This is a genomic window from Cupriavidus sp. GW823-FHT07A04, assembly GCF_058794615.1.
The window spans coordinates 46579-68575 of record NZ_JBXAHA010000002.1 but is presented as its reverse complement, the minus strand read 5'-3'; the positions used below and the strand labels follow the sequence as shown (position 1 = coordinate 68575).

At 67.6% G+C, this 21997-nt stretch carries 21 protein-coding genes; 3 read left to right on the top strand and 18 right to left on the bottom strand.

Translation table 11 applies throughout. The features are described 5' to 3' along the window. Window positions 1–25: 25 nt before the first annotated feature. Window positions 26–340 (top strand): hypothetical protein, encoded by a 315-nt coding sequence (locus AC1Q7Q_RS03585; RefSeq protein ID WP_492374244.1) that lies wholly within the window; start codon window positions 26–28, stop codon window positions 338–340. A gap of 160 nt (window positions 341–500) precedes the next feature. Here AC1Q7Q_RS03585 and AC1Q7Q_RS03580 read toward each other — a convergent pair whose 3' ends face one another. The 3 genes from AC1Q7Q_RS03580 to AC1Q7Q_RS03570 form a co-directional block, all read right to left on the bottom strand. Further along, the gene (locus AC1Q7Q_RS03580) at window positions 501–1337 is read right to left on the bottom strand and encodes an IclR family transcriptional regulator (RefSeq protein WP_492374243.1); all 837 of its coding nucleotides are present in this window, start codon (window positions 1335–1337) and stop codon (window positions 501–503) included. A gap of 36 nt (window positions 1338–1373) precedes the next feature. Then, window positions 1374–2939, bottom strand: a complete 1566-nt coding sequence (locus AC1Q7Q_RS03575) for a class I adenylate-forming enzyme family protein (RefSeq protein ID WP_492374242.1) — start codon at window positions 2937–2939, stop codon at window positions 1374–1376. 133 nt (window positions 2940–3072) lie between these two features. Then, a complete protein-coding gene (locus AC1Q7Q_RS03570; protein ID WP_492374241.1) occupies window positions 3073–4677 on the bottom strand; it encodes a methyl-accepting chemotaxis protein in 1605 nt (534 codons plus the stop codon). A gap of 288 nt (window positions 4678–4965) precedes the next feature. Between AC1Q7Q_RS03570 and AC1Q7Q_RS03565 the strand changes: the two genes are divergently transcribed. Next, window positions 4966–5715, top strand: coding sequence for an EAL domain-containing protein (locus AC1Q7Q_RS03565; RefSeq protein ID WP_492374240.1), 750 nt, complete (start codon window positions 4966–4968; stop codon window positions 5713–5715). Here the strand turns inward: AC1Q7Q_RS03565 and AC1Q7Q_RS03560 are convergent. From AC1Q7Q_RS03560 to AC1Q7Q_RS03520, 9 genes are all read right to left on the bottom strand, one after another. Next, window positions 5702–6427: a response regulator transcription factor gene (locus AC1Q7Q_RS03560; protein WP_492374239.1), complete on the bottom strand. Its 726-nt coding sequence runs from the start codon at window positions 6425–6427 to the stop codon at window positions 5702–5704. The genes AC1Q7Q_RS03565 and AC1Q7Q_RS03560 overlap by 14 nt on opposite strands. Before the next feature lie 430 nt (window positions 6428–6857). Continuing rightward, window positions 6858–7961, bottom strand: a complete 1104-nt coding sequence (locus tag AC1Q7Q_RS03555) for a sterol desaturase family protein (protein ID WP_492374238.1) — start codon at window positions 7959–7961, stop codon at window positions 6858–6860. Next, window positions 7958–8602 (bottom strand): phosphatase PAP2 family protein, encoded by a 645-nt coding sequence (locus tag AC1Q7Q_RS03550; protein WP_492374237.1) that lies wholly within the window; start codon window positions 8600–8602, stop codon window positions 7958–7960. The genes AC1Q7Q_RS03555 and AC1Q7Q_RS03550 overlap by 4 nt, the downstream gene beginning before the upstream one ends. Next, window positions 8599–9897, bottom strand: coding sequence for a F390 synthetase-related protein (locus AC1Q7Q_RS03545; RefSeq protein ID WP_492374236.1), 1299 nt, complete (start codon window positions 9895–9897; stop codon window positions 8599–8601). The genes AC1Q7Q_RS03550 and AC1Q7Q_RS03545 overlap by 4 nt, the downstream gene beginning before the upstream one ends. Next, entirely contained in the window at window positions 9897–10703 is an 807-nt protein-coding gene (locus tag AC1Q7Q_RS03540) for an MBL fold metallo-hydrolase (protein WP_492374235.1), read from the bottom strand. The genes AC1Q7Q_RS03545 and AC1Q7Q_RS03540 overlap by 1 nt, the downstream gene beginning before the upstream one ends. Continuing rightward, entirely contained in the window at window positions 10681–11697 is a 1017-nt protein-coding gene (locus AC1Q7Q_RS03535) for an NAD-dependent epimerase/dehydratase family protein (protein ID WP_492374234.1), read from the bottom strand. The genes AC1Q7Q_RS03540 and AC1Q7Q_RS03535 overlap by 23 nt, the downstream gene beginning before the upstream one ends. Continuing rightward, window positions 11694–12674, bottom strand: a complete 981-nt coding sequence (locus tag AC1Q7Q_RS03530) for a 3-oxoacyl-[acyl-carrier-protein] synthase III C-terminal domain-containing protein (protein ID WP_492374233.1) — start codon at window positions 12672–12674, stop codon at window positions 11694–11696. The genes AC1Q7Q_RS03535 and AC1Q7Q_RS03530 overlap by 4 nt, the downstream gene beginning before the upstream one ends. A 144-nt stretch (window positions 12675–12818) precedes the next feature. Next, complete coding sequence (locus tag AC1Q7Q_RS03525) at window positions 12819–14708, bottom strand: potassium transporter Kup (protein ID WP_492374232.1); 1890 nt, start codon at window positions 14706–14708, stop codon at window positions 12819–12821. Window positions 14709–14952: 244 nt separating this feature from the next. Further along, a complete protein-coding gene (locus tag AC1Q7Q_RS03520) occupies window positions 14953–15978 on the bottom strand; it encodes an aldo/keto reductase (RefSeq protein WP_492374231.1) in 1026 nt (341 codons plus the stop codon). A gap of 154 nt (window positions 15979–16132) precedes the next feature. Here AC1Q7Q_RS03520 and cls point away from each other — a divergent pair, with 154 nt between their 5' ends. Further along, window positions 16133–17566, top strand: coding sequence for a cardiolipin synthase (gene cls / locus AC1Q7Q_RS03515; RefSeq protein ID WP_492374230.1), 1434 nt, complete (start codon window positions 16133–16135; stop codon window positions 17564–17566). A 41-nt stretch (window positions 17567–17607) separates the two neighbouring features. On the opposite strand, the gene AC1Q7Q_RS03510 is transcribed toward cls, so the two are convergent. The 6 genes from AC1Q7Q_RS03510 to AC1Q7Q_RS03485 form a co-directional block, all read right to left on the bottom strand. Continuing rightward, window positions 17608–18078, bottom strand: coding sequence for an ion channel (locus AC1Q7Q_RS03510; protein ID WP_492374229.1), 471 nt, complete (start codon window positions 18076–18078; stop codon window positions 17608–17610). A 167-nt stretch (window positions 18079–18245) separates the two neighbouring features. Beyond that, complete coding sequence (locus AC1Q7Q_RS03505; RefSeq protein WP_492374265.1) at window positions 18246–18737, bottom strand: nuclear transport factor 2 family protein; 492 nt, start codon at window positions 18735–18737, stop codon at window positions 18246–18248. Continuing rightward, window positions 18737–19522 (bottom strand): SDR family NAD(P)-dependent oxidoreductase, encoded by a 786-nt coding sequence (locus AC1Q7Q_RS03500; RefSeq protein ID WP_492374228.1) that lies wholly within the window; start codon window positions 19520–19522, stop codon window positions 18737–18739. The genes AC1Q7Q_RS03505 and AC1Q7Q_RS03500 overlap by 1 nt, the downstream gene beginning before the upstream one ends. Before the next feature lie 64 nt (window positions 19523–19586). Beyond that, a complete protein-coding gene (locus AC1Q7Q_RS03495) occupies window positions 19587–20144 on the bottom strand; it encodes a DUF3833 domain-containing protein (protein WP_492374227.1) in 558 nt (185 codons plus the stop codon). Then, window positions 20141–21469, bottom strand: a complete 1329-nt coding sequence (locus AC1Q7Q_RS03490; protein ID WP_492374226.1) for an MFS transporter — start codon at window positions 21467–21469, stop codon at window positions 20141–20143. The genes AC1Q7Q_RS03495 and AC1Q7Q_RS03490 overlap by 4 nt, the downstream gene beginning before the upstream one ends. After that, complete coding sequence (locus AC1Q7Q_RS03485) at window positions 21466–21996, bottom strand: chalcone isomerase family protein (protein ID WP_492374225.1); 531 nt, start codon at window positions 21994–21996, stop codon at window positions 21466–21468. Before AC1Q7Q_RS03485 ends, AC1Q7Q_RS03490 begins: the two co-directional genes overlap by 4 nt. Window position 21997 lies beyond the last annotated feature (1 nt).

Genomic DNA, 21997 nt, shown 5'->3' with positions numbered 1-21997 from the left:
TGGTATTTTCCTCAAGGAGCGAAAAATGATTACCAAGTCGGTAATTTTTGGTGGGTTCGCCGTCGCGGTGCTGGTGGCCTCGAGCTTCACAACGGTTGCGCCCGCGCGAAGCAAGGGCGAAAAGAGACGCTCTTGGGTGGACGCTGCGCTCCACGTCAAGTACGACGCCAAAGGCAATGCGGCGAAGTGGGGACCCTTCGATCCGTTCAGCGACGGCACGCGAACTGGCACGCCCGATCCACGTGTGGACACCGCGAAGTTCAAGGTGCTCGACACGTTCGGTACTGGCTTCGACATGCCATCGACCGACAGCGAGTCGCCAAGTAACAGGTTGACCTGAACACGTTGCTTCCGATGTTGGGCGCTGCGTAAGCAGCGGCAAACTTTTGCACCCGCCTGCCCATGTTACCTCCGTGCTCTCTCGACCTTGGGGCAGGCGGTCTTTTTTTATATCCGATTGCTTTCCCAACTCTTTTTTTACAAATCCCGGCCAACCGCTCCTAGCGATCCTGCGCGCGCAGCGCCGCTTCGATGCCGCGAATGCTCTCGAGCAGGCGCGGGCGCACCGTCTCAAGCAGTAGCGCGGCCGGCACGATGGCGGTAGGCCCGCTGCACGACAATGTCATCGGCGGCAGCGCCGGGCCGGGCCGGAACGCGGCGGCGATCGAGTTGATGTCCGGCAGCCATTCGCCAAACGACGTGGTGCAGCCCTGGCGCTCCACCTCCGCGCGGCTGCGCTCCACAATGGCCTGCGCATTGGGGGCGTCCACCCCTTCCTGTTGCCGGAAGGCAGCCAGTGCTTGCCGTTGTTCCACGGCCGGCAACGCTTGCAGGTAGGCACGCCCCGCGGCCGAGGTCAGCCCGGAAATGCGCGTGCCGACCGCCACCCGCAACGTCAGGTATGACTCCGACTGGCAGTTCTCAAAGATCAGCATCTGCGCCCGATCGCGCACGATCAGCGACGTCACGCCCTGGGACAGGTCGGCCAGCTCCTGCATGAACGGCCGCACCACCGCCAGCACATCCACGCCATGTTGTGCCGCCGGCGCGAGGGCCAGCGCCGAGCTGCCGAGCTGGTACTTGGACAGCTCCGGGTCCAGGCGCAGGTAGCCCAGCTCGGTCAAGGTATGCGTGAGGCGCGACACTGTGGATTTGGGCAGGCCGCAGCGCTGCGCCAGCTCGGCATTGCCCAGCCGCGTCTCAAAGCTGCGGAAACTCGCCAGCACATCGAGGCCCCGCGCCAGCGCGGTCACGAAATGCCGGTCTTCCTTGTGCTGCTGCATGTGCTGCGGCACTTGCGTTTCGTGCGGCGGATCTTCGGTCTGCGGTCCGGACATGGGTGGCCTCGGCTGGCTTGGGGCTGAGCTTGCGTCTCAGCCTGCACTGGCGAGCAGCTCACGCAGCTTGGCCTTGAGTATCTTGCCGGACGGTGCGGCCGGCAGGTGGGCCACGATCCTGACCTCCGCCGGCATCTTGTAGGGCGACAGCTGCTCACGCAGGAAGGTGCGCAGCGCGGCCTGGTCCAGCGTCATGCCCTCGCGCACTTCCACAAAGGCGATCACTTCCTCGTTGCCTTCCACCGCGCGTCCCACCACCGCCGACTGCAGCACGGCCGGGTAGGCGTTGATCGATTGCTCGACCTCCTCCGGGTACACGTTGAAACCGGAGTGGATGATGATTTCCTTGGAGCGCCCCACGATGGAGACGGCGCCGTCGGCATCGATGCGCGCCAGGTCGCCGGTGTGCAGCCAGCCGTCGGCGTCAATCACCTGCGCGGTCAGGTCGGCTCGGCGGTAGTAGCCCTTCATCACGTTGGGGCCGCGTACCAGCAGCTCGCCGCTGCCATCGGGCAGGGGCTCGCCCAGGCGGATCTCCACGTCAGGCACCACCGGGCCCACCGAGCAATCCGTGCGCGGCGATTCCACCCGGGTCTGGCAGACCGTGGGCGAGGTCTCGGTCATGCCATAGCCGTTGTGCAGGATGATGCCGAAGCTCGCTTCAAACGCCGCCTTGAGCGTGGCGGTGAGCGGCGCGCCGCCAGATTGCGCCATGCGCAGCGCGGGCGCTTGCAGCGGCGTTGCCTGGGCGCGGCTCCATTCGATCAGCTTGGCATACATGGCGGGCACGCCATGCAGCACGGTGAGCCGCTCCGCGACCAGCGCGTGCGCCAGCTTCTCGGGGCGGAATCGCGGTTCGTAGAACACCGTGGCGCCGTTGGAGAGCGGACCCACCAACAGCACGGAGAGACCGTAGACGTGCGAGATCGGCAGCACACCGTAGACCCGGTCGCCCGGCTGCACGCGCGCCTGCAGGCGGTTGGAGCGGCCAATGAACATCAGGTTGGCGTGCGTCAGCATCACGGCCTTGGCGGCGCCGGTGGTGCCAGTGGTGTAGATCAGCGCGGCTACCTGGTCGCGCGCCGCTGCGTCCACCGGCTCAGCCACGGCGGCTGCATTGAGCGCGCCCAGCAGCAGCTTGCCCGCATGCGGCCATTCGGCCGGTTGCGCGCCGCGCGCCAGGCCGTGCTCGCGTGCTTCGGGATGGGCGTTGTCGAGGTAGAGCGCGATGCGCGCGCCCGAGTGTTCGATGATGTTGTCGATCTCGCGGGCGGACAGGCGGGCATTGACCGGCACGGCCCATGCGTCCAGCGCGCTAAGCGCCAGGATCAGCACCGCGCAGCCCACGCTGTTCTCGGTCACCAGCACCACGCGATCGCCGCCGCGCACGCCGGCGCCAGCCAGTGCGCGGGCGGTTTCGGCAATGGCGCCGTCCAGCTCGCCGTAGCGCAGGGACCGCTCGGCGTCCATCAGGGCCACGCGCTCGGGGTGGCTCTGGACCCAGGGGCCGATGGTGTGGTGCAGGCGAGAAAATGCAGTGGCAGGCGAAGCGGACGGGGCGGCAGCCGGCGCGTGCGCGGCGGGCGTGGGGGTGCTACTCATCACAGTCTCCAGATAAGGCGTCCGGCGTGGGCCGCCGGATTTTTCGATGGCGGAATACTCCCACCGATCGCCTTACACGTCAACTGCACCGCGGAACCCATGTTCTGCATTGCAGAACATGGGTCATTCAGCATCAGAACCGGAAGCGCGCGACCCCAGCCGACAGCCCTGCCGCTTGCTCATCCAGGCTAGCCGCCTGCGCCGTAACGGCTTCGACCAGCTCGGCGTTCTGCCGGCTGGTCTGGTCGAGCTGGGCCACCGCCTCGCCCACCGAGCGGATGCCGCGCGCCTGTTCATCGGCCACCCCGCACAGCCGCTCGGCCAACTGGTGGCTCTGGCCTACCGCCTGCTCGATGCCGCTCATGGCGCTGACCACTTGCCCGCTAAGCCGTGCCCCACGGGCGATCTCAGAGCTGGCCTGGCCAATGGTGGTGCGAATCTCGCGCGCGGAGTTGGCGCTGCGCTGCGCCAGCCCGCGCACCTCCTGCGCCACTACGGCGAAGCCGCGCCCGGCCTCGCCGGCGCGGGCCGCTTCCACGGCGGCGTTGAGCGCGAGGATATTGGTCTGGAAGGCAATACTTTCGATCACTTCGACCATTTCCGCGATATTGCGCGAGTGCTGGTTCACCGTGTCCATGGCGCCGCTCATCTCGTTCACCACCGCCATGCCGGCGTCGGTGGCTTCGCGTGCCTGGCGCGCCATGGCGCTGGATTCGGTGGCCTGGGCGTGGGCTTGGCCGACCAGCGCGGTGAGGCGGGCGACGCTGTCGGCGGCTGCGGCCAGCGCTGCCGCCTGCAGCGCGGTGCGGCGCGACAGATCGTGGTTGCCGCTGGCGATGCCTTCGCTGGCCGCGGCGATCTCGGCGGCGGAGAGCTGGATCCCTTCCAGCACGCCGGCGAGCTGGTCGCGCATGCGCGCCAACAGGCTCATCAGGCTGTGGTCGTCGCCAGGGCGCACGCGCACGGGTTGTTGCAGGTCGCCCGAGGCGATGCGGCTGGCCACCTTGGCCGCGTCCGCCGGCTCGCCGCCCAGCTCCGAGTGCAGCAGGCGCGAGGCAAACCAGGCCAGCGCGGCCGCCGCTGCAAGGCTCGCCACCAGCATGCCGATCATCACGGCCTGGGCGCGCAACTGGCTGGCCGTCACGGTGGCGACCGTATCGGCGGCCTGCCGCTCCTGCTGCTTGCGCGTGACCTCTACCAGATCGGCCAGCTTCTGTAATTGCTCGCCAAGAAAATGGCCGTCGACCGAAACGGCGCTGTCGAACTGCAGGGCATCGAGCGGCTGCTTGCGCAGCAACGTGACATAGTCACGCAGCATGGCTGCGGCGCTGTCGCGTTCCGCTTGCAGCGCGGTGGCCTGCGCGGGTGCGGCAGTGCGCACGGTGCCAAGTGCCTGGTCGAGGCGGGCGAGGGCGCTATCGATGTCGGCGGTTGCACCATCGCGCTCGGTGCTGCTGGTCGCCATGGTCAGGGCAAGCTGGGCGCGGCCCAGCCGGGCCAGCGCCGATTGCGCGCGCTCCGCCGCGATGGCGCCCTGCATATCGCGTTGATAGAGCGTATCTGTCATCTGCTTGACCGAGACGAGGCTGAAAATGCCCGTCAGCCCCACCACGGCGCCGAACACATAGACCAGCGCAAATGCCACGCACATGCGCGCGCTGAGGGGAAGCCGGCCCAGCCAGGCGGGCATGCGCCGGCCGGCGCGGCGTGGAAGGCGAAGGTTGATGGCTTGCAACACGGTTGAGACTCCGATGGGCCACGCGGCCCATATGCTGACCCTGGGGTACCGCCATCTCGCGCGCCGGCTCGCAGCGCCAGCTTGCCGCGGGTGACGGCATGACTTTGTTATGGCATGCATGCTCGCCGCAACCTGTGACGCATGAATGACATCCCGCCATTGCGCAGGGGTAATCGGCTTTGTCATCCGGGTGACACATTGCTGACATGAAATAGAGGGCGAGTCACATTGGCTCACCAGCCTCTTGCGCCTGGCGCCGCGCCTTCCCACGTCACGTTCACTCCGTCCATGCAGATTGCCTCCCCCCTGGCTGGCGCACCCGTGCCGCGGCTACGCTTGCCGCAGCTCCACGCCGTCTTCCAGCCGATCGTGGTGTTTGGCACCGGCGAGGTGCTGGGCCACGAGGCGCTGGTCCGGGGGCCTGCCAGCTCGCCGCTGGCCATGCCGGATGCCTTGTTCCGCCTGGCGCGTGACGAGGCCGAGACCATCGAGCTGGAGCTGCGGGCGGCGCGCACCGGGCTGTCCACTTGCCTGGCGAATGGCTTGCACGGCAAGCTGTTCCTCAACTTCAGCGCGATGGCGCTGCGCTACCTGCTAGCCGACGGCGGGAGTGCCATGCGGGCCCTGGTGGCGAACAGCATCGCGCCGGATCGGGTCGTGATCGAGGTGACCGAGCAGACCCCCATCGAGGACGCGGAGCGCTTCGGGCAGGCTATGGCTGTGCTCCGCGAACTGGGCATGCAGTATGCGCTGGACGATTTCGGCACCGGCCACGCCAATCTCGACCGGCTGGTCCACCTCGCGCCACACTACACCAAGCTGGACAAGTCGCTGGTGCGTGGCATCGGCACGTGCTCGCGCCGGCTTGAAGTCGTGCGCACGGTGCTGGCCCTGGTCAAGGCGCTGGACGGCGAGGTGATCGCCGAAGGGATCGAGGACGCCGATGAGCTGGCGGTGCTGCGCGATCTCGGCGTGCCCTTCGGGCAGGGCTACTACCTCGGCAGGCCGGCGCCGCACCCGGTGCTCAGCCAGTGCTGAACGGGCCGGGCCGAGGCGGCCGCGCGCCGGTCTCATCCAGGCGATACCCTTTGCCATAGACCACCGTGATTACCAGCCCATTGCGAGGGTGGAGCTCCAGCGCCCTGCGCAGGCGCGATACCAGGCTCGCCAGGGCGCGGGACAACGGTGGCAGCGAATAGCCCCAGATTGCGCGTTCGATATGGGCATGGGACAAGACGCGGCCGACGCTGCCAAACAGCAACGCTGCGAGCTCGAACTCCTTGGGGGGCAGCGCGAGCCTGCGCCCCTGGAACACGGCCTCGTGCGCCAGGCAGTCCAGTGAATAGGGCCCGACGGTCAGGTCCGGGCTTGGCGTTTGCCGGCGCGAGGCGGCGCGGCGCTGCAGCGCGTGCAGCCGGGCCACCAGCTCGCGCGCGCGCAGCGGGCGGATCATGTAGTCGTCGGCGCCCGCCTGCAGGGTATTGACGACCGAGTCTTCGTCGCGCTGGTGGGAAACCACCATCACCGGTACCTCGCTGCGCCAGGCGCCGCGCACCGCGCGCACGGCTTCCATGGCAGGCATGTCGGCAAGTTCGTGGTCGATCAGCAGGACGTCGTAGCCGGCTTGGTCCATGCCACGGAAGAGCTCCCCGCTTGCGGGATAGGTGTGGCAATGCACGCCGGCGCGAGCGAGGGCGTCTGCAATGGCTTTGGCCTGAAGCGACAGATCCGCTAGCAGTGCGATCTTCATAGGCATTGTCAAACAAACTGGATTTAGTACGGTTCGCGGGCCGGCGCGCGCATCGGCTGCCGGGCCAGTCAGGCTGTCAATGTGCCAGGGCCGGGCGGCCACCGGCCTGCCCGCGAGGCGACCCAGGCAGGATAGTCCGCGGAGCGAGGGATATCATTCGGAACAATCTGCAAGGACGGGCAGAAGATTCCCAAAGCAGGCGGGGAGCCAATCCACAAGGCGACCGGTATCGCACCAGGCCACAGTCGATTGTTGCGGCGCACGTACACAATTTGTCCACGATTGCCGGATCGTGTTATCCACAGCTTGTGTGGATAACCGAGCTTGACGTGCCGCGCTTGGCCAATGGTGGCGGTTATGTATCGGACTGCCTAAATTTTGGACAGGATGGCGGGTGACGCCTCGCCAGCGAAGGTGGACGCAGACAAATTCAGCGCGACAGCGTGCGCGGCAGCAAGCGCGGCAGGGTGGCGGCACCGTGCAGCAGCAGCCCGAGGTACAGGCACGCGCCCGGCCAGTCGGGAGCGGGCTGCAGCAGCGGCCCGGCCAGCGCCAGCGAGCCCGTCAGCAAGACCCAGGCGGCCGCCCCCCGGCGCCGGCCGTCGCTCATGGCGCCCAGGGCGATGGTGGCGGCAAAGATCAGGCCGAACAGCAGCGCCTGCCGCTGCCCTTGCCACTGCCCATCGTGGTGAATGTAGTGGATCACGGTGCCGAACAGCAGCAGCCCGCCGAGGCCGATGAGCAGGTCCGGCACATGGAACCCAGCGCGCGGCGCACGATGCTTGCTGGTGCCGCCGATGAGGCGCAGCAACGGCAGGTTGCTTGCCAGCAAGGGGTTGTCGCAGCGCGGTGTCCCGGGCACGCCATAATCCAGCGGCACGTCGGCCAGCCTTGGCTGGAAGGTGCCGAACAGCTTGTCCCACCAGAGGAAGGTGCCGCCGAAATTCCGGTCGAGGTAGCACGGCGCGGTGCCATGGTGCACGCGGTGATGCGCCGGCGTGACCAGGAAGCGATCCAGGATGCCGGAGCTGCCCACCAGGCCGTTGTGATTGTAGAACTGCACCGCGTAGTGGATCGACGAGACCACCACGAAGATCTCCAGCGGCAAGCCCGCCACAGCCAGCCCGATCACGAACGGCAGGTTGGTGAGCGACGAGTACCAGGAGTTGCGGATGCCTAGCGACAGGTTGAAGTGCTCGCCCTGGTGATGGACCACATGCACCGCCCACAGCAGGGGTATCTTGTGATGCAGCCGGTGCATCCAGTAGAAGCAGAAGTCCCACGCGACAAAGCCGAACACCCATTGCCAGGCGAGCGGCCATGCGTCTATCCAATGCAGGTTGGCGACCCGCAGCACCAGCCCGAAGGCCGCGATCTCCAGACCGCGGAAAAACCACATCAGGATGTGCCCGGACCCCAGGTTGAACACCACCTCACGCCAGGGAATGGGCTCTCCCCGGCGATGCTTGCGGATCAGCAACTCAGCCACCACGCATAGCAGCATGGCGATCAGGGGGAGCGCGAATGCGTTCATTGCGAATGTCCTTGGATAACGGTCACCGCGGACACCTTGGGGCGCGCCAGCCAGGTGGCCACCGTGCCCGCGGCCAGGCCCACCAGCAGGCCGGCGGCCAGGTCCAGCAAGACATGCTGGCGTGTCTGCACCACCGAGTAGCAGATCGCCAGCCCCCAGCCGATCGCGCAGGCGCTGCGCAGCTTGCGGCGCGGGTCGAGCAACGCCCAGACGCTTAGCAGCGTCAGCGCGCCATGCAAAGAGGGCAGGCAGTTCTGCCGCGAGTCGCCGGCGATCAGCCAGCCCAGCACCGTGCTGCTCAGCCCGTCGCCCGGCAGGCTCGGATAGGCCAGCGTGGTAGGCCATGCCAGGAAGACGGCGCCACAGGCAAGCGCTGCGCACTGCATCGCCGTGCGCAGCCAGCGCAACCGTTGCGGCGGGGCCAGCGCAAAGCTGACCGGTATCAAGGCGAAGAACGACAGGTAGAGCCAGATGCCGGCAGGATCGAAGGGGATCAGGCGGTCCAGCGCGCTTTCGGGCAACTGCGCCGGTGCGCCTCGCAGCAGGCTGGTGCCACCGTAGACCAGGCCGACGCTGCCCCAGCCCAGCAACATCTGCCGGCACCGCCACCATGCCCCGGCGCTTTGCATGCGGTGCGTCACGGGCCTTGCGTGGCTTCGCGCAGCCGGACAATGCGGCGGCGCTTGGTGGTGAAATCCGCCGGGGGCGCGGCATCGTTGTGCCACGCGATATCCGCAACAGCCACGCCCAGCCCGTCCAGCACCGTTTCCAGCCGCGCGCGGCAAGCCGTGTGCACTGCGTCGCCGCCTTCGGCATACAGGCTGAGCGTGCGCCCGCCGGTCTGGCGCAGGCGGTAGTCGGCGGCGAGCGGCAGGGCCTGCGCCAAGGCGCGCGATAGCACGTCGGCAAAGACCTGCACCGGCTCGCCGAGGCGGCCCGGCAGCACCAGCATGTCGTCGCAGCGGCCTTCGATGCGGGCCAGCGCCAGCGCAGGGCTGCCGCACGGGCACGCATCCGCGCGCCGCACCAGCACGTCGTCCAGCCGGTAGCGCACGATGGGCTGGGTGGTGCGGGTGAAGTCGGTCACGATGGGCACGAAGCGCTCCTGGCTCTCGTCCAGCCATTCCGGCTCGATGTGGACGAATTCCTCGTTCAGGTGCAGCGTGCCATGCGCGCAGGTGACGCCGAGAAAGCCTTCGGTGGCCTGGTAGACCTCGCCGGGCTCGCCGAACACGTTGGCCAGCAAGGCGCGGTCCTGTGCTTCCAGTACTTCGGCAACCGAGACGACCCGCGCCGGGCGCAGTGCCGTGCGCCCGGCCTGGCGCGCCAGCGCAAGGCTGCGCAGCACCTGCGCGGGCGCCACGACAATGGTGGGCGCATAGTGCTCCAGCCGCGCAAGATGATCCTCGAACGGGGTGAACAGGTCGAAGAACGCGAACGAGAGCCAGGGGTTGCGCACCGCCGTGTACAGGTTGCTGTTGGCACGGAGGAACAGCGCCACGCGCTCGCCCGCCAGCAGCCCGCGCGGCAGCAACCTGGCCAGCAGCGTGCCGGCCCATTGCGCCTGCTCCTGCCGGCTCACCACAAACGCGCCACGCCCGCCCGAGGTGCCCGAGGACAGCCCCACGCTAAATCCTTGCAGCGTCGGGCTGAAATCGCGCGAGGCCTCGGCCTGCCGGGCACAGGCAAGGACGTCATCAAGGCGGAGCCCGGCCGTGTTGATGCGGTCGAAATTGGCCATCATCACCGCCTTGTCCATGCGCGGCCAGTCTTGCATCGGCTGCGACAGCAAGGGGGCGAAGTACGGGCTGCGCGCCAGCACGCGCTGGCGGAAGCGGGCTATCTGACGGGCCTGGTGCGCCTCCAGTTCGGCGCGGCTGGCAAAGCGCAGCCTGCGCGCGCGCCAGTAGGCCCCGAGCATGCGCGGCAACTGCATCAGAGGGCTCCTTCGTGGGTCAGGCGGATCTGCACCTGGCCATTGCGATGCAAGGCGTGCAACTGCCTGAGCGTGGCCTGGTAGGTGCGCGGGTCTTCCATGATCAGGTTGGCGATGGACGACGGGCCGATCAGCTCACGGTAGCTGGTGGGCGACCATGCCGCGTCGGACGCCAGCAGCACCCACCCGCCGTTCGTTTGCACGAAGGCGCCCAGGTGGCCGGCGGCGTGGCCCGGCAGCGCTACCAGGAAGACTTCCCCGTCACTGTCCGGCAAGGCATAGCCCTCCTGGAACGGCGTGAGCGCGACGGGCAGCGGCTGGCGCGCAAAGGCTTCGATAAAGCCCACGCGCTGCTCGAAATCCTCGGGCATCAGCCCTGGCACGAAGCCCCGGCGCAGCGCGCCGACGCCGCGCAGCAGCCGCGTGGCTTGCCACCCGGCGCCCGAGCAGTAGAAGCGCATGCCGGGAAAATCCCGCAGTCCCGCGATATGGTCCCCGTGGAAGTGCGACAGGATCACGCCGGCGAGGTCGCGCGCGCCGATGCCCGCCGCGCGCAGCTGGCTTGCCGCCGCCTCGCTGCTGTCGAAATGCACCGGCGTGACCATGCGGTACAGCGCGAACAGCCCGCTGCGTGTGTGATCGAGGAAGTGCGTGGCATAGCCCGTATCCCACAGCCAGTGCCTGCCGCCTGCCTCGATCAGGTACGCCCGCGCCGGGAAGCGGCAGACCGACAGGCCCGCGCCCTTGAGCGCCATGCAGGCGCGGTGCGTGCAGAAGCCCGCCTCAAAGGTGGTGATGCTGGCCATGGTCTCGCATCCATTGCGCCGTCAGGCGAATTCCCTCATCCATCGTATAGGCGGGCCGATAGCCCAGCGCCGCGATGGCCTGCGTGTTGTCGAGCGTCATATCGTAGTGCAGCACGCCCATGCCGTAGCGCGTGAAGGCCGGCTCGCGCCGGCTCAGGGCCGACCAGGCCTCCATGCCACGCGCCACGGCGTCGGCCAGCGCATAGGGCAGGCGGCGCAGGCGCGGCGGCTGGCCCAGTTCGTCGCCGAGCAGTTGGCCGAGCACCTGGCACAAGCGGCGCGGTTCGTGGTTGGTGATGTTGTAGGCATGGCCGGACGCCACCTGCGCGCTCGTGCTGGCGAGCTGCATGGCGTGAACCACGTTGGGGGTAAAGGTCAGGTCCATCAGCACCTTGCCGGCGCGCGGCAACGGCAGCTTGCCGCGTCGTTGCGCCATCAGCGCCAGCACGCGCGGCATCAGCACGCGGTCGTGCGGGCCGAACAAGGCGCGTGGGCGCAGCATGACGAAGGCGGTGGCGGCCTGGTTGCCTGCGCGCAGCCGTATCGCCGCCTCAGCCAGCGCCTTGGTGCGGGCATAGTGGTTGGCGTAGCGCGCTGGCCGGTAGCTCTCGGGAATGTCGAGATGGTGCCGATAGTCGAAGTACAGCGACGGCGTGGAGACGTGCACGAAGCGCTCAACGCCGGCTGCGATCGCCGCGTCGGCGAGCCGCTCGGTAGCGGCCACGTTGGCCGCTTGGAAATCGGCGGATGCGCCCCACGGCGATGACAGCGCGGCGCAGTGCCAGACGGTGCTCACGCCGCGCAGCAATGCGCGTGCCTGTGCAGCATCGAGCGTGGCCAGGTCCGCCGGCACGAAGTCCACGCCAAGCGCGCGCAGCGCCTCGCCCTGCGCGGGGTTGCGGCCGGTGGCGCGCACGGGCAGGCCACGCTGCAACAAGTACTCGACGGCATTGCTGCCGAGGCCGCCGGTTGCACCGGTTACCAGCGTGATCACAATCGCAGCACCATGGCACCCACGGTAAGGCCGGCAGCCGTGCCCAGCAGCAGCGCGCGCGAGCCGGCGCTGGCCCTGCCGCTGTGCATCGCTTCGTGCAAGGCCGTGGGCAGGGACGCGGCCACCTGATTGCCGTGCGTACGGTAGATATCCACCACCGACGCCGCCGGCACGCCGAGGCGGCGCCCGATGTGCTTCATGGCAAGGTGGCTGGCCTGGTGCGGCACTACCACGTCGATCTCATCAAGCCGCAGCTTGCCCGCGTCGAGCAAGCCGGCCAGGAAGGCGTCCATCACCGTGGAGGCCAGCTTGAAGACCCGCTTGCCTTCCATATGGAACAGGAAGTCGGACTCGCGCGCGCCCATGCGCGGGTTGGTGCGGGTACCGCCTGCGCGGATCTCGCAGAAGGCCTTGCCCGCGGGATAGGTCTCCATGCGATAGGCCTCGATGCCGGTGCTGCCATCGCCGCGCTCCACCACCGCCGCCGCCGCGCCATCGCCAAAGATGAGCGAGGCCTCTGGCTGGCTCCAGTCCAGCCCGCGAGAGGCGAGGTCGGATGCGACCACCGCGATGCGGCGGTAGGTGCCGCTGTGCAACAGGCTGGCCGCCACCTGCAAGGCGGCCAGGAAGCTCAGGCAACTGGCGTTGACGTCGAAGGCCGGCGTGCCGGCTGGGATGCCGGCGGCTTCTAGCAGCCGCGCGCCAGTGCAGGGCAGGGCTTGCTCCTGCACGCCGGCGGCAGAAATGACCAGGCCGACCGAACCCGGGGCGATGCCGCCGCGCGCCATGGCATCGCGCAGCGCGGCGGCGGCCAGAGCGGATTGCGTCTCGCCAGGGCCAGCGTGGTAGCGGTGGTCGATGCCGGCGGCTTTCCTGACGTAGCCGGCCGCTTTGCCGAGCACCTTGTCAAGCTCGGCGGAGGTGACCTGCCGGGCAGGGAGTGCTTTGCCTGTGGCCAGGATTCTTAATGGCAGCATGTCGTTGGTTGGCTCTCCCGCCGGGGTGAACAGAGCGGCGGGAGCGAATCGATCCTTGAGAAGCAGAGAGGTTGGTCACGAAGGAAGGTGCGTATTGTAATGAGTTGGCCGGCAGGGGAGCTTGATCTGACGATCGCTTGATCGTCAGATCGAGACGCGGCGGCCAATCTCCACCACCTGATCGCTGGGCAGCCGGAAAAGATCGGTAACGTGCATGCCGTTCCTGACCATCAAGGCGAACAGTTTGCCTTGCCAGCGCGGCATCCGGCTGTCGCCCTCGCGCAGCACGATGGTCTCCAGGCCCATGTAGTAGGTGATGGTGCCCAGGTCCAGCCCGCAGGGCAGCATCTGGGGCTGTAGCAGCAGCTTGGGAATATCGGGCCGCTCCATAAAGCCGTAGCGGGCGTTGGCGCGCCAGAAACCCGGCATCGGTTGCGTTAGCGTCAGGCGCTCGGCATCCTTGATCCATGGCACCGTCTCCGTCACGATGCTCACGGCAAGGATCTTCTGCTGCAAGGCGTGGTTGCGCTTGACATGCCACAGCATCACCGGCGGCGTGCCATCCAGCGTTCGCGTCAGGAACACCCCGGTCCCGGGCACGCGCGGAATGTGCTTTGCCTGCACCTCGCCCAGGAACGCGTCGATCGGCAGGATGTCTTCGTTGATGGCTGCCGAAATCGCGGCCGTGCCCCGATGCCAGATCAACATGACGCTGTAGACAACCGCCGCCAGCATCAACGGGATATACCCGCCATCCAGTACCTTGGCGAGATTGGCCACGAAGAACCCGCCGTCGATGATCAGGAAGACGCCGGACACGGCCGCGCTGGCCCACAGGCTCCAGCCCCAGATATCGCGCATGGCGATAAACAGCAGCACGGACGTCATCAGCATGGTGAGGGAAACGGCGATGCCATACGCGGAAGCCAGTTGATCCGATGACTTGAAGAACAGTGCAAGGCTGACCGTCACCACCATCAGCAGCCAGTTGACCGTGCCAACGTAGATCTGCCCGTAGCCCTCCTCGGAGGTCTGCCTGATCTGCAGATGCGGCAGCCATCCCAGCAGGATCGCCTGGCGCGTCATGGAAAACGCGCCAGTAATAATGGACTGGCTGGCGATCACCGTCGCCACGGCGGCCAGGATAACCAAGGGCACCAGCAGCGGCGGCGGGCAGAGCAGGTAAAAGATGTTGTGCGTTGAATCGGCCCCGGACAACACCAGCGCGGCCTGTCCGGCATAGTTAAGCAGCAGGCTGGGGAACACGATGGCGGACCATGCCAGGCGGATCGGGCGCGGGCCGAAATGGCCCATGTCGGCATACAGCGCCTCGGCGCCGGTCACGCAGAGGAAAATGCCGCCCAGCACCAGGAAACTGGTATAGCCATTGGAGAACAGGAATTCCAGGCCATAGATCGGATTGAGCGCAATTAGGATCGACGGGTGCAACAGGATGCCGCGAATGCCGAGCACGGCTATGCAAAAGAACCATAATGCCATCACCGGCCCGAAGGCCCTGCCGATGCGGGACGTTCCCATCGGCTGGATGGCAAAGAGCGCCACCAGTATGGCCACCGTGGCCGGCAGGATAATGGATTTGGCCTCGGGAAAGACAATCTCCAGCCCCTCCAGCGCGGAGAGCACGGAGATGGCGGGTGTGATCGCGCCGTCGCCATAGATCAATGCCGCCCCGAACAGCCCGGCGGCCACCACCAGCGGGCGTTTCTTCTGCTTGATTCCCAACAGCGACATCAAGGCGAGAATGCCGCCTTCGCCGTTGTTGTCGATGCGCATGGCGAAGGACACGTACTTTACCGTCGTGATGATGATCAATGTCCAGATCAGCAGGCTCAAGAGGCCCAGGATAACCGGTGCCGAAGGTTTGCCCCCCGAGAGCGCGAGCACGGTTTTCAGGGTGTAGAGCGGGCTGGTGCCGATGTCGCCAAATACCACGCCCAGTGCGGACAGCCCCATGACGGCGAGGCCGGAACGGGTTTTAGCGGGCGTATCGATCAGCGCAGGGGCTTGCGGCATGACTATCTCTCCAGGCAACCCATTGAAGAACATTCCGGGAAGCCCGGGATGCAGATCATGGTTTGTAAGCCAACATGATGATAATCGCGAGGCAAAACCCGCGATCTGTCCGCGAAACGCGGACCGGCCCGAGCGCGAGCCGTTGGCCAGGGCCGGCGGCCCGACAACCGTGCGTGCAGGTTGCCAGGCGAACCGGTTGTGGGCAGGGTCGCCTGCGGGCGGGCCACCCTGGCGGGCAACGCGATCAGGCTGCCGGAACCGGACGCCCGGTCAGCGGATAGTTCGGATCGTTGTAGCCATGCGTGGAGGCATGTCCGGGGCGCACCAGCTGGTCGACCAGGGCCTCCTCTTCGGCGGAGATGGGCACGCCGACGGCGCCAAAGTAATCCTCGAACTGTGCCAGCGTGCGCGGCCCGGCAATCACCGAGCTGACGATCGGGTTGGCCAATACCCAGGCGGTAGCGAACTGGCCCAGCTTGAGGCCGCGCGCATCGGCATGCGCCTTCAGCGTCTGGGCAATCACCAGCGATTCCTCGCGGAATTCCGTTTCCATCATGCGGCGGTCGGCGCGGCCTGCGCGTGAGTCTTGCGGGGGCTGCTGGCCGGGCAGGTACTTGCCGGTGAGCACGCCGCGCGCGATCGGGCTGTAGGGCACCACCCCAAGGCCGAAGTGCTGGCAGGCCGGCAGGATTTCCACCTCGGGCATGCGGTTGAGCAGGTTGTAGTAAGGCTGGCAAACCACCGGGCGCGGCACACCCAGCTGGTCGCACAAGCGTGCGACCTCGGCGATGCGCCAGCCGCGGAAATTGGACAAGGCCCAGTAGCGGATCTTGCCGGCACGGACCAGGTCGCCCATGGCACGCACGGGTTCTTCCAGGTTTTCGCCGGGGTAGTCGCGGTGCAGGTAGAGGATGTCGAGGTAGTCGGTGCCAAGGCGGCCCAGGCTTTGCTCGACTTCGCGCAGGATCCAGGCGCGCGAGTAGTGCGAATGGTTGGGCGCAGCCTGCATCGGATTGCCGAGCTTGCTGGCCAGGATCCAGTCATGGCGGTCGGCGGCGAGCAGCTTGCCCACCATGCGCTCGGAGCCGCCCTTGCTATACACGTCCGCGGTGTCGATGAAGTTGACGCCGTGCGCGCGAGCGCTGTCGACGATGCGGCCGGCCTCGGCTTCGTCTGTCTGGTCGGCGAACATCATGGTGCCGAGGCACAGGGCCGATACCTTGAGGTTGCTGGCGCCCAGGCGCCGGTATTCCATCTTGAACTCTGACATTGCGGTCTTCCTTGATGTGGCTGGCGGTCAGGCAGTAACGCGGTAAGGCGTGAAAGCTTAACGCCTGCGAGGAAATTCTGCCTGCCCCGGGGCGCGGCTATGCCAGAATGCTAGCCATTGTGGTCCGGCTCCGCCAAGGCGAAATCTAACGATCATGCTCAGCCCCTCCCTCGTCGCGGCGATCGTGCTGGTGTTCCATCTGCTTGGCGTCGTCGCGGCCTTGCATGCGGTCATGACGGTGCGCACCGCGCCCGGCGCCATTGCGTGGGCCGGCTCGCTGGTGATGATGCCGTATTTCACGCTGATCCCGTACCTGATCCTCGGCAGCAGCAGTTTTGCCGGCTACGTGAATGCCCGGCGCTTCAACAACGACCGGCTGCGCGAGGTCACGCATGAGATGGAGCCGCACGAGCGCGAGGCGCGCGACGCCAGCGTGGTGCACTCGCCCGCCCAGCCTTACCTGCGCGCCTTGCCCCGGCTGACCGGCATGCCCTGCCTGGCCAATAACGCGGTGCGGCTGCTGGTCAACGGCGAGGCGACGTTCGAAGCCATCTTTGCGGCGATCGCCGCCGCGCGGCAGGTGGTGATCGTGCAGTTCTTCATCGTCCACGACGACGCGCTCGGGCGGCGCCTGCAGAGCCTGCTGTGCGAACGCGCCGCCGCGGGTGTGAAGGTGTATTTCCTCTACGACAGCATCGGCTCGCATGCGTTGCCCGGCCAATACGTCAAGGTGCTGCTGGCTGCTGGGGTGGAGGCGCGCGCCTTCGCCACGCGGCGCGGCTTTGTCAACCGCTTTCAGCTCAATTTCCGCAACCATCGCAAGCTGGTGGTGGTGGATGGGGAATGCGCGTTTACGGGCGGTCACAACGTCGGCAACGAGTACCTCGGGCAAAAGCCGCCGCTGGCGCCCTGGCGCGACACGCATATCGAGATCCGCGGCAGCGCCGTGCTGGACTTGCAGATGGTGTTTGCCGAAGACTGGTTCTGGGCCGCGCGGGAGGTGCCGATGCTGCTGCCCCCGCCGGCAGCACCTGCCGGGGGCATGACCTGCCAGGTGGTGCCGTCCGGCCCCGCCGACGCGCAGGAGACCTGCTCGCTGTTCTTCGTCGAGGCGATCCAGGCGGCGCGCTGGCGGGTGTGGATCACCAGCCCGTACTTCGTGCCGGACGAGGCCGTGTTCGCCGTACTCCGGCTGGCGGTGCTGCGCGGGGTCGACGTACGCATCCTGCTACCGGCGCGCCCCGACCATCTCGTGGTGTTCGCCGCCTCCACGCTGTATGCCTACCAGGCGGTCTGCGCGGGCGTGAAGCTCTATCGCTACCAGCCGGGCTTCCTGCACCAGAAGGTCATCCTGATCGACGATGAGGCCGCGGCGGTTGGCAGCGCGAATCTCGATAACCGTTCGTTCCGGCTCAATTTCGAGCTGATGGTGATGACCGCGGACCGCGATTTTGCCGCCAGCGTGACGCACATGCTGGAGGCGGACTTCGCGCAGGCCTGCCAGATCGAGCGCAGCGAATACACCGCCGCGCCGACGCTGCGCCGCGTGGCGATGCACGTGGCCACGCTATTTGCGCCGATCCTATAGCCATGTGCCGTGCGCCAGGCCCTGCGCGCCGTGCGCCGTGCCTACAGATCCGCTTGCGCCGATTGCCTCGAGGTGCCGGTTGGCCAGTCGCGGCGCATGATGATGTAGGTGAAGGATGTCGACCAGCCGATCAGGATCAGGCCCACCAGCGGCTCGATGCTGGCGAGCAGGCGCGTGGCGCCGACCGGCGCGATGTCGCCCAGGCTTTGCGTGGTGAACGTTTCAAGCGAGAAGTAGAGGTAGACGATGGGCGTGATGGGATGGGCGCTGGCAAGGCCGCCCAGGCCCAGCACATGGCCCGCCACCCAGTAGCCGACGGCAAACACCATGGCTTCAAGGCTATGGGCCAGGATGATGCAGACGATCAGCACGCCAACGTTGACGCGGCCGGTCCAGCGGCGCGGATTCATGCCGGACAGCAGGCGCAGGGCTTCGTAGTGGATGGCGACCACGGTCACGGTGAGGATACTGGCGCAGGCCAAGGCCAGGAGGTCGTGGACGGTGAGGTTCATTGGGCATTCCTTGTCGGGCCGGGATCGCCTCGGTTGGGCGCGGCACGCGGGTAATGACCGCCCTTGCCGCCGGGATGTTCCCCGGGGCATGGCCGCACACGGTCACAAACTGCTTGGAATGTAACGGGGGATCACGCGCAATGCCAGCCCGAAGCGCACTGGCGCGGCTAGGGAAGCGGCGTGGCGAAGCGGCGGCGCAGCCAGCCTACCAGCGGCCCGAGCCAGGGCAGTTGCTGCCAGAGCTCCTGCGCGGCGTCCCAGTAGTCGCGATGGAGTGTCACGCGTCCATCGTCGTCAAAGCGAAAATGCGAACTACCGTGCACCTGGTAGGGCTTGCCCTTCAGGGTGAAGTGGAAGTCCCACAGCACAAACGCCTGGCCCGGCTGCCGGAATTGCTCACCGATCACAAAGCGCGGGTTGTCCGTGGCGACGAACATGTGCGCAAAGATCCGGCGGATCGCCTCGCGTCCGCGCACATCGTTGAAGGGATCCTTGAAGCGGGCATCGTCGGCATAGAAGCGCGCGATGTCGCCCAGCGAGGCGGGCGAGAGCGTTTCGTACCATCGCAGCAGGGCGGTCAACTCTGTCAACTCTGTCAATTCGGTCAACTCGGCCAATTCGGTCAACTCCGTCAATGCGTTCGGGCGGGTCAGGGGCATCACGGCGCGTCCATCACTTTTTGCAGAGCCGCAAGGCGCAGCCGGTAGGGTAACAGGCTGGCGAGCTTGAGCAGGCGGGTGAAGCGGCGCGGGAAATCGATCTCGAAGCGGCCGCGCGCCAGCCCCTGCAGGATGGCCTCGGCGGCGGCCTCGGGGGTGAGCAGGGCAGGCATCGGGAACGCGTTGTTGGCCGTCAGGCGTGTCTTGACGAATCCCGGGTTGACCAGGTAGACGCCCAGCCCGCGCGGATGCAGCTCGGCGTAGAGCAGTTCGGCCAGGTTGATCAGCGCGGCCTTGGTCGGCCCGTAGACGGTGGCGTTGGGCAGGCCCATGTAGCCGGCCACGCTGGCGACCAGCACCAGGCTGCCGCTACCGCGCGCGAGCATGTCGGTGAGCGTGGCCTGCAGCCCGTAGTAGACGCTGTTCAGGTTGGTCTCGATGGTGTGGCGCACGCTCTCGGCTTCCAGCTCCCAGGGGCGCAACGCACGATAATCGGCCGCGCAAAACACCACCAGGTCCACGCCTTCCCAGGCCTCGCGCAACGCGTCATGCGCCTGGCGCCAGGCGTTGGGGTCGGTGGCATCCATCGGCAGCAGCAGCGCCGTCGCATGCTCGCCGGCAACCGCCTTGAGGGCTTCAGCCCGGCGCGCCGACAGGGCTACCCAGGCGCCGCGCGCAAGCAGGGCGCGCGCCAGCGCCGCGCCGATACCGCTCGATGCGCCGACCAGCCAGACCCGCTTTTCGCGCCAATCCGTCCAGCGGGGGTTGAGTGCCGTCCAGGCCATGGTTGCCTCTCTGATTTGCGCCGCAGCCGCGATTCGGTCATTGCGGTCATTGCGGTCATTGCGGCTATTGCAGCGATTGCGGGCGCCGGAAGAACACCGTGACCTGGCCAACCTCGAAACCGAATTTCGAGACGCTGGCGCGATTGATCATGGTGTGCGCGTCGACCAGGTACATCCAGTCGTCGAACTGCACGTCATACGTAGCGTCTCCCACTGGCAGCCGCAGCGTGTAGCGCCAGTTCAGCGTGTTGCCAGCGCTGTGCCCGATCGCGTCGCCCACCACGTCGCCGGCGCGGCCGCGCCAGGTGCCGTCGGGCTGGCGCGTCAGCGTCCAGGTGCGCTGCTCGGTGCTGCCGTCGCTGTAGGTGAAGTGCTCGTCCAGTACGAAATCGCTGCCTTGCCGGCGGCCCTCGATGGCTACCGTGAAGCGCTTGACCACCTCGCCGCTGCGTTTCTGGAACATGCCCCAGGCCTCGGTCTTGCCGCCAAAGAAAGCCGGCACATCGAGCACGGGCTGCTGCTGCGCGTACTGCGAAACGTCCGGGCCAGCGCAGGCAGCCAGCCATAGCGCGGCGTACAGCAGCAGGTGTTTGCCGCAGCGCGACGGGGCAAGGCGAATCATGTCGGGTCCTCCATCTGTGGTGCCTGGGCCGTGCGCAGGCACAGCATGGCGCCGAGCTTGAACAGGCAGGGCAGGCCGCCGTAGACCAGCGCCAGGGCATGGCTGCCGGCCGCCGTGCTGCCCGCGCCAGGCTGGTAGCCGCACCAGGCCAGCAATGGCAGCGCCAGGCCCGACAACGCGAGCGCCAGCTTGCCCAGCAGGCTCCAGATGCCGTAGTAGCCGGCGGGTTGCTCGCCGGGGGGAATCAGGCAGGCCAGCAGCACCGGCGGCAGCGCCAGGTCGGCGCCAAGCGCAAGCCCCGCCAGCACGCACACGGCCAGGTAGGCGCCGGTGTCGCCTGTGCCCAGGCCGGCCGCCCAGACAAAGGCGGCCACCGCCAGCGCCATGCCAAGCCGCCACGCCCGCGCGAGGCCGATGCGCGCGGAAAGCCGGGTCCAGAGCGGCAGGCCGGCAGCGCCCGCCGCGAAATAGGTGGCGAGGAACGCGCCGGACCACTGTGGCGCGCCCAGCCGATCCTGGATGAAGAACAGAGCCAGCGTAGCCGGTATCGAGACCGACACCGCATTGAGGAAATACGGCAGCAGCAGGCGCCGGAATGCACGGTTGGCGAGCGTGGCGCGCCAACCGTGCACGCCAGCGCTGTGGTGGCGCCAGGCCGGCGCGTGCCGCAGCAGCAACGCCAGCGCGCCCAGCAGCAAGGCGGCGAACACCAAGGCATAGCACGCCATGGCCGGCGCGGCGGGCCAGCCCGATGCGCCCGGAAGCCAGGTAGGCAGGACGCTGGCCAGCATCACCCCGGCCAGGCCCGCTGCCTCTCGCCAGGCCGCGGCGCGGGTCAGCGTGGCCGGCTCGCCAGACAGGCGCGCGCCCCAGGCCAGGTAAGCAATGTTGACCACGCTGTGCGCGCTGTAGACCAGTACCAGCGAGAGCGCCAGCCAGGCGGCCAGCGCCCCGCCGCGCACGGGCGGCAGCCACAGCATGGCAAAGGAGGCCGAGAGCACCAGGCACGCCAGCCACAACGCCGGCGCCAGCTTGCCGCGCTGCGCCAGGTGGTCGATCCAGCGGCCGAGGAATGGGTCCTGCACGGTGTCGAGCAGCCGCGCGGCGAACAACACCGTGCCGGTCGCGGACAAGGCCAGCCCGAGCTCGCTCGCGTAGTAGGCGGGCACCTGCACGTAGACCGGCAGGGCGGCCATGGCCAGCGGCATGCCGAGCAGGCCATAGGCAGCCATGGCGGATGCCGGGGCGGGCGCTGGGAGGGCCGGATCGGGATTGGGCGCGGTGGGCGTCGCGGCAGTCGCGCTGCCGAGGTGCGGCGCGGTCATCGTGCGAGCCCAAGCAGGCGCTGGCGCAACGCCGGCGCGCGCGTGGCGGGGTCGAGCCAGATCGAGAAAAACGCCTGCGCGAAGGCGGGGTCGTCGATCTCGGTGGTCAGCCGATCACCTGCGTAGAAGCGCACGCCCTTGCCTGGCATGAACACGCCAGTGAGCGTGTCACCCGGGCGCACGTCGACAAACGCCTGTGCCATGCTGGCGCGCCAGCTATCGAGCATCTGCGGGCTGGGCAGCGTGTTGCCGGCGCTGCCGATGCGCTTCATCTCGTCCAGGCTGGTTTCGACCAGGCGCTCGCGCTTGATGCTGCGGTCGTAGGTGAGTTGCAGCGCAAAGGGCGCATCCGGCGCGATCGGCAGCTGTGCGCTCCAGAGCTGGGCGGTATAGAGGCGAAATCCAAACACGCGAAATTCGCCTTCGCCCGATAGCCGGGCGGGCTGCACGTCTGCGTGCCAGCCCGTCGCGGCAAGCGCTGGGATACAGAGGATGGCCATGGCGAGGGCGGCGGCAGCGCGGCGCATC

Bases quoted from the DNA above. Each gene is read 5' to 3' on its own strand.
- AC1Q7Q_RS03585 (WP_492374244.1), top strand. From the start codon at position 26: ATGATTACCAAGTCGGTAATTTTTGGTGGGTTCGCCGTCGCGGTGCTG.
- AC1Q7Q_RS03580 (WP_492374243.1), bottom strand. From the start codon at position 1,337: ATGTCCGGACCGCAGACCGAAGATCCGCCGCACGAAACGCAAGTGCCG.
- AC1Q7Q_RS03575 (WP_492374242.1), bottom strand. From the start codon at position 2,939: ATGAGTAGCACCCCCACGCCCGCCGCGCACGCGCCGGCTGCCGCCCCG.
- AC1Q7Q_RS03565 (WP_492374240.1), top strand. From the start codon at position 4,966: ATGCAGATTGCCTCCCCCCTGGCTGGCGCACCCGTGCCGCGGCTACGC.
- AC1Q7Q_RS03560 (WP_492374239.1), bottom strand. From the start codon at position 6,427: ATGAAGATCGCACTGCTAGCGGATCTGTCGCTTCAGGCCAAAGCCATT.
- AC1Q7Q_RS03555 (WP_492374238.1), bottom strand. From the start codon at position 7,961: ATGAACGCATTCGCGCTCCCCCTGATCGCCATGCTGCTATGCGTGGTG.
- AC1Q7Q_RS03545 (WP_492374236.1), bottom strand. From the start codon at position 9,897: ATGCAGTTGCCGCGCATGCTCGGGGCCTACTGGCGCGCGCGCAGGCTG.
- AC1Q7Q_RS03540 (WP_492374235.1), bottom strand. From the start codon at position 10,703: ATGGCCAGCATCACCACCTTTGAGGCGGGCTTCTGCACGCACCGCGCC.
- AC1Q7Q_RS03530 (WP_492374233.1), bottom strand. From the start codon at position 12,674: ATGCTGCCATTAAGAATCCTGGCCACAGGCAAAGCACTCCCTGCCCGG.
- AC1Q7Q_RS03525 (WP_492374232.1), bottom strand. From the start codon at position 14,708: ATGCCGCAAGCCCCTGCGCTGATCGATACGCCCGCTAAAACCCGTTCC.
- AC1Q7Q_RS03520 (WP_492374231.1), bottom strand. From the start codon at position 15,978: ATGTCAGAGTTCAAGATGGAATACCGGCGCCTGGGCGCCAGCAACCTC.
- cls (WP_492374230.1), top strand. From the start codon at position 16,133: ATGCTCAGCCCCTCCCTCGTCGCGGCGATCGTGCTGGTGTTCCATCTG.
- AC1Q7Q_RS03510 (WP_492374229.1), bottom strand. From the start codon at position 18,078: ATGAACCTCACCGTCCACGACCTCCTGGCCTTGGCCTGCGCCAGTATC.
- AC1Q7Q_RS03505 (WP_492374265.1), bottom strand. From the start codon at position 18,737: ATGCCCCTGACCCGCCCGAACGCATTGACGGAGTTGACCGAATTGGCC.
- AC1Q7Q_RS03500 (WP_492374228.1), bottom strand. From the start codon at position 19,522: ATGGCCTGGACGGCACTCAACCCCCGCTGGACGGATTGGCGCGAAAAG.
- AC1Q7Q_RS03495 (WP_492374227.1), bottom strand. From the start codon at position 20,144: ATGATTCGCCTTGCCCCGTCGCGCTGCGGCAAACACCTGCTGCTGTAC.
- AC1Q7Q_RS03490 (WP_492374226.1), bottom strand. From the start codon at position 21,469: ATGACCGCGCCGCACCTCGGCAGCGCGACTGCCGCGACGCCCACCGCG.
- AC1Q7Q_RS03485 (WP_492374225.1), bottom strand. From the start codon at position 21,996: ATGCGCCGCGCTGCCGCCGCCCTCGCCATGGCCATCCTCTGTATCCCA.